We start from the raw sequence: 15,141 nt of genomic DNA on the forward strand, positions 1-15,141 counted from the left end.
GAAAAATTCATCAAAAACCTCGATGAAATACATAAAACAGCATTTAAAAGGAAATTAAAATCGATGAATTACAAAAACGGACTAAAACTTACGCTTAATAGAACCAGTAAAATCTTCTAAATCATCTTTTACTTTATCCAGTTCTTTTTTAACGTCTTTGGTAACATCTGTATCGATACCATGCTCTTCTGCACTTTTCGTTATTTCATGCTTAATATCGTTAGTAGCGTCTTTAAGAGTACGCATACCTTTACCTAAACCACGAGCAATTTCAGGTAGTTTATCGGCACCAAAAACCATAACCACAACAAATAGTATTAGTACTATTTCTGGGCCGCTTATAAATAAAAATGTAGACATTGAAATCACGAAACAAATATAGTGACAGTTTATAGAATAAAAAAAGCCGACTTAAAAAAGTCGGCTTAATTTTTAAAGTTATTTTCTTAACCTTTTATTTTGTTTTTGAACTGGTCAAATTCACTTTCCTCAACTTTCTTTGGCCAAGCGTTGTTCGTAGTATCTACATCTGCAGTCTCCAATTTAGGATCTACAACTATATTTACTATTTCTTTATCTGAAGCAATAGCTTTAGTAATCTCGTTGTCATTTAATCTCCAAATCTGCGCAGGATATGTTTCCGTTTTCTTAGAGCCATCTGCATAAGTATACTCTACAATAATTGGCATTACCAAACCTCCTGGTTTTTCAAAAGTAACATTATAAAAGTAGTTAGGCGATTTAATAGATTTTTGCTCTTCTGGAGTAAAATTGTCCATTATATATTCCTTAATTGGCGTAGAGTTATCAAAAAGAGAAGATGTCTTCATGTTTTCTTTAAAGTCTTCACTATCCTCTTCAACCAAATACACTAAAGGTGGTAAATCTTCTAACTTTAACCCTCTTTCCGCAGCAATATCTCTTACGTATTTATTAGGTTCTGAGGATACATAGAATTTTTTAACATCCTTCACTCCTATATCCACCCAATCGGTAGTATAGAACCATCCTCTCCAGTACCAATCTAAATCAAATGCAGAAGCATCTTCCATTGTTCTAAAGAAATCTTCTGGAGTTGGGTGTTTAAACATCCATCGCTTTGCATACTCTTTAAATGCATAATCGAATAATTCGCGTCCCATTACAGTTTCACGTAAAATATTAAGAGCAGTTGCCGGTTTACCATAAGCGTTGTTACCAAATTGGTATGTATTAAGCCCTTTGGTCATAATAGGCGCAATAAAATCTTGATTTCCGCCCATGTATGGTACTATTAATTTTGCAGGACCTCTATCTGAAGGGAAGTTTTCATGCTGTGGCGACAAGGCTTCTGGGTATTTCTCACCAAAATCTTGTTCTGCAACGTATTGCATAAATGTATTTAAACCTTCATCCATCCATGTCCATTGGCGCTCATCACTATTTACAATCATAGGGAAAAAGTTATGCCCAACTTCATGTATAATAACCCCCATCATACCATATTTTGTACGATCGTTATAAGTACCGTCTTCTTTTGGTCTACCATAGTTCCAACAAATCATTGGATACTCCATTCCTTGTCTTTTTGCATGAACAGAAATTGCCTTATGGTAAGGATAATCGAAAGTCATTCTAGAATAAGATTCTAGCGTACTAGCCACTGCTTTAGTAGACCACTCTTCCCAAAGAGGATTCCCTTCTTTAGGGTACAGTGACACTGCCATAACATCTTTACCTCCAATTTTTACAGCCATCATATCCCAAATAAACTTTCTTGAAGTTGCGAAACCAAAATCACGTACGTTCTTAGCTCTTAATTTCCAGGTCTTCGTTTTATCCGAAAATCCTTTTTCAGCTGCTTCAGCTTCTTCTTGTGTAACAATAACAACTGGTTTGTCATAAGATTTTTTAGCCGCTTCATAGCGCTTCATCATTTCTTTAGAAAACACCTCTTTACGGTTAACTAATACACCTGTACCATCTAAAATATGGTCTGCTGGTACTGTAATATCTACTTCAAAATCGCCAAATGGTAACGCGAACTCATCACGACCCCAAAACTGCGAATTTTGCCAACCTTCAACATCACTGTACACAGCCATTCTTGGATAAAATTGAGCAATTACATAAGATCTATTTCCATCTTTTTCAAAATACTCAAACCCTGAACGTCCACCCTCTTCAACATGATTGTTTACGTTATACCACCATTTAATAGAAAATGAAAACTTATCACCAGTAGCCATTGGTTTTGGTAACTCAACACGCATCATAGTTCTGTTAATCATATGTGGTAAAGGTTTACCACTGGCATCAGTAACTTGTTCAATGTTAAACCCTCTTTCTAAAGGTGTTTTGATAAATTTTGAAGTGAACTGACCTGGTCTCATTACAGGTTGTAATCCGCTTGTTTCTATTAAAGGAGATTTAGAATCTTTTGCTCTTTGATTTTGATCTAATTGTACCCATAAATATTTTAAAACATCTGGGGAATTGTTTGTATATGTAATAGTTTCAAAACCAGAAATTTTGGCGTTTTTATCGTCTAAGACTATATTCATTTTATAGTCTGCTTGCTGTTGGTAATAAGCACTACCAGGAGCTCCAGAAGCAGCTCTATACATGTTTGGCGATGAAAACTCATCGTATAATTGTTTAAACTTATTTGTGTTAGTGTGTCCTGTTTTAACTTCTTCCTTTTCTTTTTCTGTTTCATTTTCTTGAGCAAAGGTTACTCCAGAAACCAAAATTAAAGAGAGAAGGTAATACCTAAGTTTTTCCATTTTCAAATTTTAGAGATTATTACAATTTTACATTGCTATTTATAACAAAAAATAGCTTTCTAATTTTAAACTGAACGAAAATAAGTATTTTAAGATGGTTTTAACTTATTTTAATTAAAATTTAACACCCCTTTGGTGTCATGAGCGGTTAGAACAAAACTTTTTTGTTTGGAATATATTTTTGTTTTTATGATATTCTGCTGATCGTCGAACATATCAAATAAAACCTTATTACTAATTTCCATAGATTTAATGTCTTCTACATTTTCAATTTCAATGTAACATTTCATAACATCTAGATCGTATTTCTTTCCAATAAATTTAAAAACAGATGCATTACCATTTATCTTAATCTTTAATTTATCAGATAAATACCTAGTAATATACATATTCGTAGTAGCAGATTCATTTTCTTCATCTAATGTTATCGAATCATCATAGCGTTCTCTCAATAAATTTTCAAAATCATCTATAAAAATTCGAGTTATTATTTGAACAGATTGCTTTTCTTGAACATAATTTATTTCCGTTACACTTATATAGTATTTGTGCCAGCTATTAAATGCAAATAATGGTAGTACTAAAAGAAAGATAAAGAGCTTAGATGGCTTCATATATTATTTTTTGCTAAAGTAATTATAATTGGGAATTCAAAAAGTGTTCCAAAAGGTTAATCTGTGGATTGAAGATTTTTTATATAGTGCTTATACTTTTCATTAAGAAACTCTAGTATTTCTAAATCCGATTTTCCTTTACACCGATCTGTAAAATTAATGTCCTCTTGACAAAAGAAGAAAAAATCATCTTTTAAGTCATCCTCTAATTGATGATTACTAAAAAAGCCTTCCGAAAATTCAGATTTTATTTTTCGAATTAGGTTTTTGTCATTTTCCAATTTAACCCTTTCCTTAAGTAATTTAGTTCTTCCAGAAATACCATTTAAAATTGGATTTAATGGAATAGCCCCCGTTAAAGGCGTATACCACTTTATTTTTTGTCCATTAGCTTCAAACAATCTTCGCTCACTTTGCGTTGCAATCTTACCTTTATACCCTGGAATTCCCACATCATAAAAATTAATCGGCCTATCTGTATCGGCATTTTCAATATCTGACAATAAATTGCCAGTAAGTACTTTACCAACAACAACTTCTTCTAATTCATTAATTTGTTCATCTAACGGCACCAACATTTTTTTAGAAATTATTGCACCTTTATTTACAACAATACTTTTTATTCCTAACTGGATAGAAGAAAACTGAAGTGTATCATTAACTTTTGCAGTAATTGTAAATTCTCCTCTGGCATTAGTAATTGTAAAAACCTGTGCCGTTTTATTTATGACATGAATATTTTCTAAATCTGTTTTGCTAATTACCTTTCCGGAAATTTCAACTGTCTGTGAAAACAAAAAGTTTGTTTTTACAGCCACAAGAAAAAACAAAAAGAGGATTTTACTTCTTGTCATTCTGAGCCTTTAAAAATTGCCTACTCTTTTCATATAAGAACTGTAAACATTTAATCTCATTATCCTTTTTAAGCAATTCTTCGTCTAAATCCTGCGTGTCTACATATGCAACAAAATCTTCAACTTGATCTAATGGTATTTCAAACATTTTACTAATGTATTCATGCGAATACACGTCAACAAGTTCCAAGGGTTGCTCTACAACATAGTATTCTGGTTTCTTATATTTCTTATTTCTTTTACCAAAAATTAACCTGGATATTTTCTTAACATCAAAACCGTTGTATAGTTCACCCTTACTTATTCTAGATCTTAAATCATTCTGAACAGCTTGGGCATCAAAAGCCTTATCATCATTGTATTCAAAATCAACATTCATACTTCCCATATCTAGAATTATAGGTTTTAAATAGCTTACATTATCAATATCTTTATTTATATCTCCAGTAAGTCCAGATCTCAATAATACGGCATCTAGTTTATGAATTTGCTCTACCAAATGAATACCCAAATGTCTTGAGTTTACAGCATCTTCATTAACAGTTATGGTTATTGCTTCAAATTGAATAGCAGAAATTTTAATAACATCGTTAACCGCTACATCTATGGTAAATTCTCCTTTATCATTAGTAATAGTGCCAACATTAGAAGATGAATTGAAAATAGTAATTCCTTCTATATCATTAGCATCTGCATAAATTTTTCCATGTACTTGTACTCTTGATATAATTTGGGCTTGTGCACTTGATATGGCAAAGAATAATCCTAAGAAAAAAACAAAATGCTTCATATATAGTCGGTTTAGAATTTAAAGTTCGGTTTTATTATTCTAATTTAATTCAATTCTGGTTTTAAACTTTTGTTAAAACACACATTTAACTACTTTTACCTACTAAGTAAAATGTAACTTTTTAATTTCGTTAGCGCATTAAAACCAATACAAATGAAAAACTTAATTATTGCTAGCACTTCTACAATACATGGTAGTGGTTATTTAGAATATATTTTAGATGAACTAACCTTGTTCTTTAAAGATACTGAAGAAATTTTATTTATCCCATATGCAAGACCAAGTGGTATTTCTCATGAAGACTACACTGCAATTGTACAAAAAGCCTTTGATAAAATAAATATTAAGGCGAACGGTATTCAGACGTTTGAAAACCCAATTGAAGCGGTAAAAAATGCTAAAGGTATTTTTGTGGGAGGAGGCAATACTTTTGTTCTTACCACAATGCTTTACAAAAATAACTTGATCGAAATATTAAAACTTGCTGTTGAAAACGGCACGCCATATTTAGGAACCAGTGCAGGGAGCAACATTTGCGGACTTACTATAAAAACCACAAACGATATGCCTATTATTTATCCGCCTAGTTTTGATGCTTTAAAATTTGTTCCATTTAATATAAATCCACATTACCTAGATCCTGATACAAATAGTACGCATATGGGAGAAACTAGAGAAACTAGAATTAAAGAGTTTCACAAATTTAATACACCACCAGTCATAGGCTTAAGAGAAGGAAGTTGGTTAAGAGTTGAAGGCGAATCAATTCTTTTAAAGGGACATTTATCTGCTAGAATATTCGAAGCTAATAAAACGGCTTATGAAGTAGAATCAGATACAGAACTAAGTGCTTTAAAATAAAAAAGCTTCATCTTTTTGGATGAAGCTTTTTAAGAGCGGGAGACCGGGTTCGAACCGGCGACATTCAGCTTGGAAGGCTGACGCTCTACCAACTGAGCTACTCCCGCCTTTTTGCGGTTGCAAATATAAAACCTATTTCTTAACGCACAACTATTTTTTAAGTTTTTTTAAAAAATGAAAGCCTAAAATTTTAAAATCTTCGTTAAAGTAGAATTTATGAGATGCCGCATTAGAAACATATGTGTTTAACTCCACAGCTTCACAACCCTTGTCTTTCACATAGTTATAAATCCATTCAAAAAATTGCTTTCCTAGACCTTTACCTCTATAATTCTCATCTATAAAAACATGATCTGGCTCCACACTTTTTCCAGAATAATGCCTTGTACAAAACCATAAGCCAGTAACTCCAATTAGTTTACTGCCATCATATATTACGGCACACTCGTAATTATTATAAGTTATCATATCAGAAAAGCGCTCCATTAAAACAGCTTTATCAATTTTTCCATTATTTAATTTATAAACTAAAGGAATAACTAATTCTATTTTTTCTGTTTCCAGAATTTCAAAAGTATATGCCATTATTATAATTTTTTAGTACAAATTACCACACATCAAAAATAAGTGACTTTTGCTTAAAAGAGGGTCTAAAAAGTACTTACAACCAAATTTAACATTACGAACAACTTTATTTTGTAAATTAAAACCCTAATTTATACTAACATGAGAGGAAGAAATTTAAAATACAGGCTGTTAATTGGTCTTGCTATTGCTGCTTTTTTCTTTATTAAAAGATGTAATCAGCAGGAAGTAAATCCTTATACGGGAAGAACTCAAACTATTTCCATGACACCAGACAAGGAAATTGCTATTGGTCTTCAAAATGCACCACAAATGGCGCAACAACATGGAGGTTTATATCCTAACACCCAATATCAAGCTTTAGTTGAAAGCGTTGGTAATAAACTGGTAAATAGTAGTATTGCTAAAGACACACCTTACAGATATGAATTTCATTTGTTAAACGATGATAGAACCATAAATGCTTTTGCACTTCCAGGAGGCCAAATATTCATTACCTATGCTTTGTTCTCTAAATTGGAAAATGAAGATCAATTGGCAGGTGTTTTAGGACATGAAATTGGACATGTATTAGGTAGACACAGTGCTGAAAGAATAGCAGAAAGTGAGTATTGGCAGGGTTTAGCAACTGCTGGATCTGTTGGTGCTGATATGGGCGGTTTAGTAAGTGGTATTGGTCAACAAAAACTCCTAACTAATGGAAGAGGAGACGAATTGGAAAGTGACGACTTAGGCGTAAAATTTATGATTGATGCAGGCTATAACCCCGAAGAAATGATCGGTGTCATGGAAATTTTGAAGGCTGCAGCTGGTCCAAATAGAAGACCAGAGTTTCAAAGTACGCATCCTGATCCGGAAAATCGAATAGACAAAATTAGAGAATCAATTAGAAAATACAGAAGTCAATAAATTTAAAAAGCCTCGCAATGCGAGGCTTTTAACTGACTAACTCAAAATAATTATTTAAAAATTTATGATAATTACTTTTTCTTTTTCTTCTTTAACGTTTCTTTAATTAACTGTGCAGCATCTTTTGCTCCATGTAATTCAGCATACTTAACAGCTGTATAATTCTTGCTAGTACATCTTAATTTTAAATTTGCACCTTCGTCAATTAGTAATTTTAAGATATCTACTCTATTAAATTTAGCAGCATACATAGCTGGAGTCATTCCGTTAGACCTTTCGTTAACGTCTGCACCTCTTTCGATTAATTTCTTTACAGTATCTAAATCCCCTTTAGCTATAGAAACACAAAAAGAATTCACTTTAAAGAAATACTCATAAGAACTATCAGTAGTAATTGAAGGTGTTGAATTTAAGGCATTTACAGAAATAACTGAAACACAAAGTGCAATCGCGGTTGTAATAATTGATTTTTTCATGATGAAAGATTTTAAGTTTGATTAATATGATTCGCTTTTTGATATATTAAAGAGACGACATTTTTTTTAATTTGTTACATGAAATTATTTTTATAACAGATTTTTAACGTTTATTTCACAAACCATTAACGAAAACGTTTTCTTTAAAAATTTTCCGTAAAAGCTTATAAAAACAGGGATTTTCAGAGTTTTAAACACTGAATATTTTAACAAACTTCCATATATTTGCCTTGCTAAAAAAATTTAACAAAAATGAACAAAAAAGTCATCTTAATGATACTTGATGGTTGGGGAAATTCTCCAGATCCTAAAGTTTCTGCAATAGATAATGCAAATACTGATTTTATAGATTCTCTTTATACTAAATATCCATATGCCACCTTAAGAACAGACGGTCTTCATGTAGGACTTCCTGAAGGGCAAATGGGAAATAGTGAAGTAGGTCATATGAATCTTGGTGCTGGAAGAATCGTATATCAGGATTTAGCAAAGATTAATTTGGCTATTGAAAAAGATACTTTAAAAGATGAACAAGTATTAATAGATGCACTTAAATATGCTTCAGACAATAATAAAAATGTTCACTTTTTAGGATTATTAAGTGATGGAGGCGTTCATGCGCATACGAGTCATTTAAAAGGATTTATTGATGCTGCTAACAAAGCAGGTGTAAATTCTTTTGTTCATGCGTTTACAGACGGTAGAGATGTTGATCCTAAATCTGGAAAAGGTTATATTGAAGATTTAGAAGAATATATTTCTGGCACAAATACCAAACTTGCAACGGTTACAGGACGCTATTATGCTATGGATAGAGACAAACGTTGGGAACGCGTGCAATTAGCCTATGATGCTATTGTAAATGGTGTTGGAGAAAAAACAACAAATCCTTCAGAGGCTATACAAGCTAACTATGATAATGACGTAACGGATGAATTTGTTAAACCTTTAATTGTTACTGATTCTAATGGTGAAGCGGTTGCTAAAGTTCAAAAAGATGATGTTGTTATCTTTTACAACTTTAGAACAGATAGAGGTCGTGAATTAACAGAAATGCTAAACCAGAAAGACTTTCCTGATTATAACACTGAAAAACTAGATCTTTATTACGTTACCATTACAAATTACAGTGATGATTTTGAAGGTATTAAAGTGATTTTTAATAAAGATAATATTTCAGAGACCTTAGGTGAAGTTTTAGCCAAAAATGGGAAAAAGCAAATAAGGATTGCAGAGACAGAAAAATACCCACACGTTACCTTTTTCTTTTCAGGGGGGCAAGAAACACCTTTTGAAGGGGAATCTAGAATATTAAAAAACTCACCAAAGGTTGCAACTTATGACTTAAAACCTGAAATGAGCGCTTATGAATTACGTGACGCTTTAGTTCCGGAATTACAAAAAGGTGAAGCTGATTTTGTGTGTTTAAACTTTGCTAATGGCGATATGGTTGGACATACAGGTGTTATGGAAGCTGCCATTAAAGCTTGTGAAGCCGTTGATGCTTGCGCTAAAGATGTTATCGAAACAGGTTTAGAAAATGGTTATACAACCTTATTAATTGCAGACCATGGTAATTGCGAAACCATGATTAATCCAGATGGATCTCCTCATACTGCGCATACCACAAATCCTGTGCCCGTTATCTTAATAGACAATGATTTAAAAGAAATACAAAGCGGTGTTCTAGGTGATGTGGCTCCTACAATTCTTAAATTGATTGGAGTTGAGCAACCAGAAGCTATGACACAGCATTCTCTTATTTAAAAAATTATAAATCTTTACTAAAAGCCTGCTTATTTTTAAGTAGGCTTTTTTATGTTAGGAATTAGAGCAGCTTACTTTTTAGCTTTTTTAAAGACTTTACGCAGTAACTCCTTAATAAATAGCATATTAAAAAATAATGTACTTTTGTACAAATTCAAATCTACACATAAATGAAATTTGGAAAACAGTTAGTAATCGCTGTTGATTTTGACGGTACCATCGTTGAAGATGCCTATCCCAAAATTGGTAAACCGCAGTTATTTGCATTTGACACCTTAAAAATGCTTCAGGAAAAAGGACATAGGCTTATTCTGTGGACCTATAGATGTGGTACAAAGCTGGATGAAGCTGTTGAATTTTGTAAAGAAAATGGTCTAGAATTTTACGCCGTTAACAATAGTTTTCCAGAAGAAGAATTTCATAACGAGGTAAGCCGAAAAATAAACGCCGATCTATTTATTGATGATAGAAACTTTGGGGGATTTCCTGGTTGGGGAGAGATTTACCAAGAGCTTACAAATACCGCTCCTCCAAAAATTGAAAAGAAAAAGGGCTTTTTCGGTCTTTTTAAGTAAGTAAGCTAAATTCTTCTTAACTCATAAATCATAAGTATTTTAGTATCTTTGCACTTATTTTTTGAAGCATGATAGTAGTAAAAACTAGAGAAGAAATAGAACTTATGCGCGAAAGCGCACTAATAGTTTCGAAAACGTTAGGCGTACTAGCTAAGGAAATTAAACCTGGAGTTACAACTCTACAATTAGATAAAATTGCAGAAGAACATATTAGAGATCATGGCGCAGAGCCTGGTTTTTTAGGCTTATATGATTTTCCTAACACGCTATGTATGAGCCCAAATGAACAAGTGGTTCATGGCATTCCTAATGGCACACCTTTAGTTGAAGGTGATATTATTTCAATTGATTGTGGCGCCTTAAAAAACGGATTTTACGGAGATCATGCCTATACCTTTCCAGTAGGCGAGATAGATAAAGAAACAGAAAAACTACTGGAGGTAACCAAAGAATCGCTTTACGTAGGTATAAGAGAGTTTAAGGCCAATAACAGAGTTGGAGACGTTGGTTATGCCATTCAAAACTATTGCGAAGCTCATGGTTATGGTGTTGTTAGAGAGCTGGTAGGTCATGGACTTGGCACTAAAATGCATGAAGATCCTGAAATGCCTAATTACGGTAGGCGTGGAAAAGGTAAAAAATTTGTGGAAGGTATGGTTGTAGCTATTGAACCTATGATTAATATGGGAACGCATAGAATAAAACAACATAGAGACGGTTGGACTATTACCACACAAGATAAAAAACCAAGTGCTCATTTTGAACACGATGTTGCTCTTGTAGATGGCAAGCCTGAACTTCTTTCAACATTTGCTTATATATATGATGCTCTAGGGATTGAAAGCGATGAAGAAGATGAGTTTAGACAAAAGGCTTTAGTTCTTTAAGAATGAAAAACCTTTTTAAAATAGCTCTAAACTTAATACCTAGGCCTTTACTAATTAGGTTGAGCTATTTAATAAGACCTATTATAGCTTTCTTTTTAAAAGGAAACAATTTCACAGACCCTATTGATGGCAAAAGCTTTAAATCGTTTTTATCATATGGATATGAAAATCAACGTGAAAATGTGTTATCGCCTTCAACCCTATCTTTAGAAAGACACAGACTACTATGGCTTTACTTGAAGAATGAAACTGATTTCTTCTCATCTACCAATAAAGTACTGCACTTTGCTCCTGAGCAAGCTTTTTATAAAAGGTTCAGAAAAATGCATAATTTAAATTATATCACAACCGATTTAAATTCTCCATTAGCTGATGTTAAAGCGGACATATGTAACCTACCTTTTGAGGATAATGCTTTTGATGTTATCTTCTGCAATCATGTTTTGGAACATATTCCAAATGACACTAAAGCCATGCAAGAACTTTATAGAATTATGAAACCTGGTGGTTGGGGTGTTTTTCAAATTCCTCAAGATTTAAATAGAGCTGAGACTTTTGAAGATAATAGCATTACTGATAAAAAGGAACGTGCAAAAATATTTGGACAATATGATCATGTTAGAGTTTACGGTAGAGACTACTTTGAAAAATTACGTAGTATAGGCTTTAACGTTGAGGAGGTGGATTACACCCTGGATTTTACAGAGGAAGACATAAAGAAATACTGTCTAGCAAAAGGTGAAATAATTCCTTTAGTACATAAATAAAATGAATCAAGACCTAATTATAATAACTGGAGCTATATACGGCATGCTTTCAGTAATTTTTGGAGCCTTTGGCGCTCATGCCTTGAAAAAGGTACTAAATGAGGAACAACTTAAAAGTTTTGAAACTGGAGTAAAATACCAAATGTATCATGCCATTGTATTATTGATTCTGGGCTTTAATATCAAATTTGCTTCAACTGCAATTTACTGGTGCTTTACATTAGGAATTTTATTGTTTTCCTTCAGTATATACGGTTTAGTTTTATCTGATGCCAAAGGAAAAAAACTTAGGTTTTTAGGCCCTATTACCCCAATTGGTGGTTTGTTGTTTGTTATTGGCTGGTTACTTATAATAATCAATCAATTCTAAGACTCTGGAAATCCATTTAAAGCCAAAGTCTCAAATTCTTTATTGGTATTCTCAAAAATTAAAAACACTTTTAATTCTGGGTGTTCTTTTAAAAAAGCCTTTACCTTTTCAATTCCCATAGTCTTAAAAGCTGTTGCATAAGCATCGGCTGTCATACAATCCGCTGCAATAACAGAGATACTTAACAAATTCGTTTTGCTAGAAAAGCCCGTTTTTGTATCAATGATATGAGAATACCTATTTCCATCTTTATCAACTTTAAACTTCCTATAGGTCCCAGATGTAGCCATAGCCGCATCCTTAATACGTATTGCTTTTAAAATTGACTGATTTCCATCAAAATGAGGTCGTTCAACACCTACTTTCCATGGCGATTTTTTTTCAACGTTTTTTCCCTTGGCTCTAATTTCTCCACCTATCTCAACCAAATAATTTTCAACACCTTTCTTTTCCAAAAACTCAGAGATAACATCCACACCATAACCCTTTGCAAGGGCGTTAAATTCGAAGTAAATATTGGGATGTTCCTTTTCTATTATTCTATCTTTTCTTTTGGTTTTATTGAAACCAACATAACGCATTAAACTATCAATTTTAATACTATCTATATCTTTCATAGCTTCTTCAGCACCAAAACTCCAAGCATTAACAACATTTCCTATTGTAGGATCTAAAGCACCTTCAGTGCGTTCAAAAATCTCCTTTGATGTATCATATACCTTTATAAAATGATCATCGATTTCAACCTCTTCATTTTTATTAATTTTAGAAATATCAGAATTGGTTTGGTAGGTAGATAAAGACTTATTTAACACATAAAACAAACTATCAAATTCCTTTTGATAATTCACGTCAGAATGATATATAAAATTATACGAGGTCCCAAAAACAGCACCAGATAACTTTGTGTTTTGTAGCTCTTTTTCACACGAAAAAAATGCTATTACACAACATAAGAAAAGGGCGTTCTTCATATTTAATTTAAATTAGTTTCAACAACCTGTATACCGTTGTATTCTATTAAATAGTCTTCATTTAGATAAAGCGGAAGCTGCTCTCCTTTCGGATTTCCTAGACCAACACCTGCATATAAAACTTTAGCATCCTTTTCTCTGGCATGCTTTTTAAAAGTTTCCATCCAAATTACATCGTAGTTATTGGGATTATCTGGTAGTAAAACAGCTTTAACAATTACAAAATAGTATTGTTTATTCTTATCCATACACACAAACTGCGGATGTTTCTTTAACTGGCTATTTATAGCAATAAATTCAAAACCACGTTGCTCCAAATCCTTTCCAACATGATTCATTGCTAAATTATGTAGCTCTTGGGGTGTAAGTGCTTTACTCATAGTGCAAAAATAGTATTTAAAGTTCGCAAACCTAGTGTTCAAAAATGTTTATTTTTATGGTTGTAACCTTTACTAAATGAACAAATTCAACTTACCAAAGAAAATTGGATTATTCCTTGGTCCAATAGTTTTTATTCTGTTTAAAATAACATCTTTTGAAGTAATTTCAGAAAAAGGCGACCTAGTTTTAGGAGTGGCTTTTTGGATGGTTTGTTGGTGGATAACTGAAGCCGTAGCAATTTCGGTTACTGCATTATTACCCTTACTCCTATTCCCTTTATTTAAAGTAATGCCGATGGCCGAAGTTGGAGCCAATTATGGGAGCCCGATAGTCTTTTTATTCTTTGGAGGCTTTGTTTTGGCGTTAGCCCTAGAAAAAGTAAATCTGCACAAAAGAATTGCTCTAAGCATTATTAAAAGAACAGGAACCACTCCTAATAATGTTATTCTTGGTTTTATGATTGCAACAGCTTTCATGAGTATGTGGATTAGCAATACGGCAAGCACTGTTGTAATGTTACCTATTGCCTTATCTGTAATTCAACTTTTGATTAATGATGAAGATGGTTTCACAAAAAAAGATCAAAATTTTGCTTTGAGCGTAATGTTAGGTATTGCCTTTTCGGCAAATGCTGGTGGAATTGCCACCGTAATTGGTACACCTCCGAATTCAGTTTTGATTGGACTTTTAGAAAACGAATATAATATTGAAATTTCATTTCTTAACTGGATGATTTTAGGACTGCCTTTTTCAATTATTCTCATAACCATAATCTATTTGGTAATGGTAAAATGGTTATTTCCAAATACAGGATTGCAATTCAAAGCTTCAGAAAATATTATTAAAGAAGAGCTGGAGAAACTTGGAAAAATAACTTCTAGAGAAAAACATGTCCTAGTAATATTTGCTGTTACCGTTTCTCTATGGATATTCAGATCGCTAATAAATTCCATGTTACCTAATCTTGGACTTTCTGATACTATGATAAGTATTTTTGGTGCTTTGGCACTTTTCACTATTCCGTTTAACTTAAAAAAGGGAGAATTTATTCTTGTTTGGAAGGATACTCAAAGTTTGGCTTGGGGAATTTTAATTCTGTTTGGAGGAGGTCTAGCATTAGCCAAAGGGATGTCCTCTAGTGGCATTGTTGATGTGGTAGCCACTTCAATAGCTAATAGTAATATTAGTATCTTATTGATGGCTTCACTATTAATTTTCTTAATGCTATTTATGACAGAACTTATGAGTAATGTGGCACTTGTTGCTGTTTTAGCCCCAGTAGTTGCTGGAATAGCAATAGGTTTAGATATTCCTGTTTTATATTTATTAATTCCAGTTACAATGGCAAGTAGTTGTGCCTTTATGCTCCCCATGGCAACACCTCCAAATGCAATAGTTTTTGCCAGTGGGTTTATTCGCGTAAGTCAAATGGCTAGAGTTGGTGTTATTCTAAACTTAATATCTGTAATACTTTTAATTATAGTTTTTAAGTTTATTGTCCCTTTGATATTTTAGAGCTAATTAGCTCACTCTAATGTCTTTGTTAATATTTTGCCAATATTATAC

Annotated in this window: 17 protein-coding genes and 1 tRNA gene; 8 read left to right on the forward strand and 10 right to left on the reverse strand. The window is 32.7% G+C overall.

Annotation, left to right across the window (positions count from 1 at the left end):
• Positions 1-81 precede the first annotated feature (81 nt).
• The 5 genes from FUA24_RS05500 to FUA24_RS05520 form a co-directional block, all read right to left on the reverse strand.
• Complete coding sequence (locus FUA24_RS05500; protein ID WP_148540381.1) at positions 82-360, reverse strand: Sec-independent protein translocase subunit TatA/TatB; 279 nt, start codon at positions 358-360, stop codon at positions 82-84.
• 86 nt (positions 361-446) lie between these two features.
• A complete protein-coding gene (locus FUA24_RS05505; protein WP_148540383.1) occupies positions 447-2,765 on the reverse strand; it encodes a M1 family metallopeptidase in 2,319 nt (772 codons plus the stop codon).
• Positions 2,766-2,875: 110 nt separating this feature from the next.
• Positions 2,876-3,379, reverse strand: coding sequence for a DUF6702 family protein (locus FUA24_RS05510; RefSeq protein WP_148540385.1), 504 nt, complete (start codon positions 3,377-3,379; stop codon positions 2,876-2,878).
• A 56-nt stretch (positions 3,380-3,435) separates the two neighbouring features.
• A complete protein-coding gene (locus tag FUA24_RS05515; RefSeq protein ID WP_246146961.1) occupies positions 3,436-4,176 on the reverse strand; it encodes a carboxypeptidase-like regulatory domain-containing protein in 741 nt (246 codons plus the stop codon).
• A 43-nt stretch (positions 4,177-4,219) separates the two neighbouring features.
• A complete protein-coding gene (locus FUA24_RS05520; protein WP_148540389.1) occupies positions 4,220-5,023 on the reverse strand; it encodes a carboxypeptidase-like regulatory domain-containing protein in 804 nt (267 codons plus the stop codon).
• 153 nt (positions 5,024-5,176) lie between these two features.
• Here FUA24_RS05520 and pepE point away from each other — a divergent pair, with 153 nt between their 5' ends.
• Positions 5,177-5,884 (forward strand): dipeptidase PepE, encoded by a 708-nt coding sequence (pepE, locus tag FUA24_RS05525; protein WP_148540391.1) that lies wholly within the window; start codon positions 5,177-5,179, stop codon positions 5,882-5,884.
• Between the two features lie 34 nt (positions 5,885-5,918).
• Here pepE and FUA24_RS05530 read toward each other — a convergent pair.
• Both FUA24_RS05530 and FUA24_RS05535 read right to left on the reverse strand, forming a co-directional pair.
• A tRNA-Gly gene (locus tag FUA24_RS05530) sits at positions 5,919-5,991 on the reverse strand.
• A 43-nt stretch (positions 5,992-6,034) separates the two neighbouring features.
• Positions 6,035-6,469 carry a GNAT family N-acetyltransferase gene (locus FUA24_RS05535; protein ID WP_148540393.1) on the reverse strand — a complete coding sequence of 145 codons (435 nt, stop codon included), beginning with the start codon at positions 6,467-6,469 and terminating at the stop codon, positions 6,035-6,037.
• 141 nt (positions 6,470-6,610) lie between these two features.
• Between FUA24_RS05535 and FUA24_RS05540 the strand changes: the two genes are divergently transcribed.
• Positions 6,611-7,378, forward strand: a complete 768-nt coding sequence (locus tag FUA24_RS05540) for a M48 family metalloprotease (protein ID WP_148540395.1) — start codon at positions 6,611-6,613, stop codon at positions 7,376-7,378.
• A 71-nt stretch (positions 7,379-7,449) separates the two neighbouring features.
• Here FUA24_RS05540 and FUA24_RS05545 read toward each other — a convergent pair whose 3' ends face one another.
• Positions 7,450-7,854 carry an ankyrin repeat domain-containing protein gene (locus FUA24_RS05545; RefSeq protein ID WP_148540397.1) on the reverse strand — a complete coding sequence of 135 codons (405 nt, stop codon included), beginning with the start codon at positions 7,852-7,854 and terminating at the stop codon, positions 7,450-7,452.
• 252 nt (positions 7,855-8,106) lie between these two features.
• Between FUA24_RS05545 and gpmI the strand changes: the two genes are divergently transcribed.
• From gpmI to FUA24_RS05570, 5 genes are all read left to right on the forward strand, one after another.
• A complete protein-coding gene (gene gpmI, locus FUA24_RS05550) occupies positions 8,107-9,621 on the forward strand; it encodes a 2,3-bisphosphoglycerate-independent phosphoglycerate mutase (protein ID WP_148540399.1) in 1,515 nt (504 codons plus the stop codon).
• Positions 9,622-9,791: 170 nt separating this feature from the next.
• Positions 9,792-10,196 (forward strand): BT0820 family HAD-type phosphatase, encoded by a 405-nt coding sequence (locus tag FUA24_RS05555; RefSeq protein WP_148540401.1) that lies wholly within the window; start codon positions 9,792-9,794, stop codon positions 10,194-10,196.
• 68 nt (positions 10,197-10,264) lie between these two features.
• Complete coding sequence (gene map, locus FUA24_RS05560; protein ID WP_148540403.1) at positions 10,265-11,083, forward strand: type I methionyl aminopeptidase; 819 nt, start codon at positions 10,265-10,267, stop codon at positions 11,081-11,083.
• Positions 11,084-11,085: 2 nt separating this feature from the next.
• Positions 11,086-11,850 (forward strand): class I SAM-dependent methyltransferase, encoded by a 765-nt coding sequence (locus FUA24_RS05565; RefSeq protein ID WP_148540405.1) that lies wholly within the window; start codon positions 11,086-11,088, stop codon positions 11,848-11,850.
• Position 11,851: 1 nt separating this feature from the next.
• The gene (locus FUA24_RS05570; RefSeq protein WP_148540407.1) at positions 11,852-12,220 is read left to right on the forward strand and encodes a DUF423 domain-containing protein; all 369 of its coding nucleotides are present in this window, start codon (positions 11,852-11,854) and stop codon (positions 12,218-12,220) included.
• Here the strand turns inward: FUA24_RS05570 and FUA24_RS05575 are convergent.
• Together FUA24_RS05575 and FUA24_RS05580 are read right to left on the reverse strand one after the other, a co-directional pair.
• On the reverse strand, positions 12,217-13,194 hold the full coding sequence (locus FUA24_RS05575; protein WP_148540409.1) for an FAD:protein FMN transferase: 978 nt from the start codon (positions 13,192-13,194) through the stop codon (positions 12,217-12,219). The genes FUA24_RS05570 and FUA24_RS05575 overlap by 4 nt on opposite strands.
• 2 nt (positions 13,195-13,196) lie before the next feature.
• Positions 13,197-13,574 (reverse strand): Na(+)-translocating NADH-quinone reductase subunit F, encoded by a 378-nt coding sequence (locus FUA24_RS05580; protein ID WP_148540411.1) that lies wholly within the window; start codon positions 13,572-13,574, stop codon positions 13,197-13,199.
• A 76-nt stretch (positions 13,575-13,650) separates the two neighbouring features.
• On the opposite strand from FUA24_RS05580, the gene FUA24_RS05585 reads away from it, so the two are divergent.
• A complete protein-coding gene (locus FUA24_RS05585; protein WP_148540413.1) occupies positions 13,651-15,090 on the forward strand; it encodes an SLC13 family permease in 1,440 nt (479 codons plus the stop codon).
• The last annotated feature ends 51 nt before the right edge of the window (positions 15,091-15,141 follow it).

This window comes from Seonamhaeicola marinus, from assembly GCF_008085455.1.

What these genes read in the sequence shown, in the direction of transcription:
- gpmI (WP_148540399.1), top strand. Translation starts at nt 8,107, where the DNA reads ATGAACAAAAAAGTCATCTTAATGATACTTGATGGTTGGGGAAATTCT.
- FUA24_RS05505 (WP_148540383.1), bottom strand. Translation starts at nt 2,765, where the DNA reads ATGGAAAAACTTAGGTATTACCTTCTCTCTTTAATTTTGGTTTCTGGA.
- FUA24_RS05535 (WP_148540393.1), bottom strand. Translation starts at nt 6,469, where the DNA reads ATGGCATATACTTTTGAAATTCTGGAAACAGAAAAAATAGAATTAGTT.
- FUA24_RS05545 (WP_148540397.1), bottom strand. Translation starts at nt 7,854, where the DNA reads ATGAAAAAATCAATTATTACAACCGCGATTGCACTTTGTGTTTCAGTT.
- FUA24_RS05520 (WP_148540389.1), bottom strand. Translation starts at nt 5,023, where the DNA reads ATGAAGCATTTTGTTTTTTTCTTAGGATTATTCTTTGCCATATCAAGT.
- FUA24_RS05555 (WP_148540401.1), top strand. Translation starts at nt 9,792, where the DNA reads ATGAAATTTGGAAAACAGTTAGTAATCGCTGTTGATTTTGACGGTACC.
- FUA24_RS05585 (WP_148540413.1), top strand. Translation starts at nt 13,651, where the DNA reads ATGAACAAATTCAACTTACCAAAGAAAATTGGATTATTCCTTGGTCCA.
- FUA24_RS05540 (WP_148540395.1), top strand. Translation starts at nt 6,611, where the DNA reads ATGAGAGGAAGAAATTTAAAATACAGGCTGTTAATTGGTCTTGCTATT.
- FUA24_RS05565 (WP_148540405.1), top strand. Translation starts at nt 11,086, where the DNA reads ATGAAAAACCTTTTTAAAATAGCTCTAAACTTAATACCTAGGCCTTTA.
- FUA24_RS05570 (WP_148540407.1), top strand. Translation starts at nt 11,852, where the DNA reads ATGAATCAAGACCTAATTATAATAACTGGAGCTATATACGGCATGCTT.
- FUA24_RS05580 (WP_148540411.1), bottom strand. Translation starts at nt 13,574, where the DNA reads ATGAGTAAAGCACTTACACCCCAAGAGCTACATAATTTAGCAATGAAT.
- FUA24_RS05510 (WP_148540385.1), bottom strand. Translation starts at nt 3,379, where the DNA reads ATGAAGCCATCTAAGCTCTTTATCTTTCTTTTAGTACTACCATTATTT.
- pepE (WP_148540391.1), top strand. Translation starts at nt 5,177, where the DNA reads ATGAAAAACTTAATTATTGCTAGCACTTCTACAATACATGGTAGTGGT.
- map (WP_148540403.1), top strand. Translation starts at nt 10,265, where the DNA reads ATGATAGTAGTAAAAACTAGAGAAGAAATAGAACTTATGCGCGAAAGC.
- FUA24_RS05500 (WP_148540381.1), bottom strand. Translation starts at nt 360, where the DNA reads ATGTCTACATTTTTATTTATAAGCGGCCCAGAAATAGTACTAATACTA.
- FUA24_RS05575 (WP_148540409.1), bottom strand. Translation starts at nt 13,194, where the DNA reads ATGAAGAACGCCCTTTTCTTATGTTGTGTAATAGCATTTTTTTCGTGT.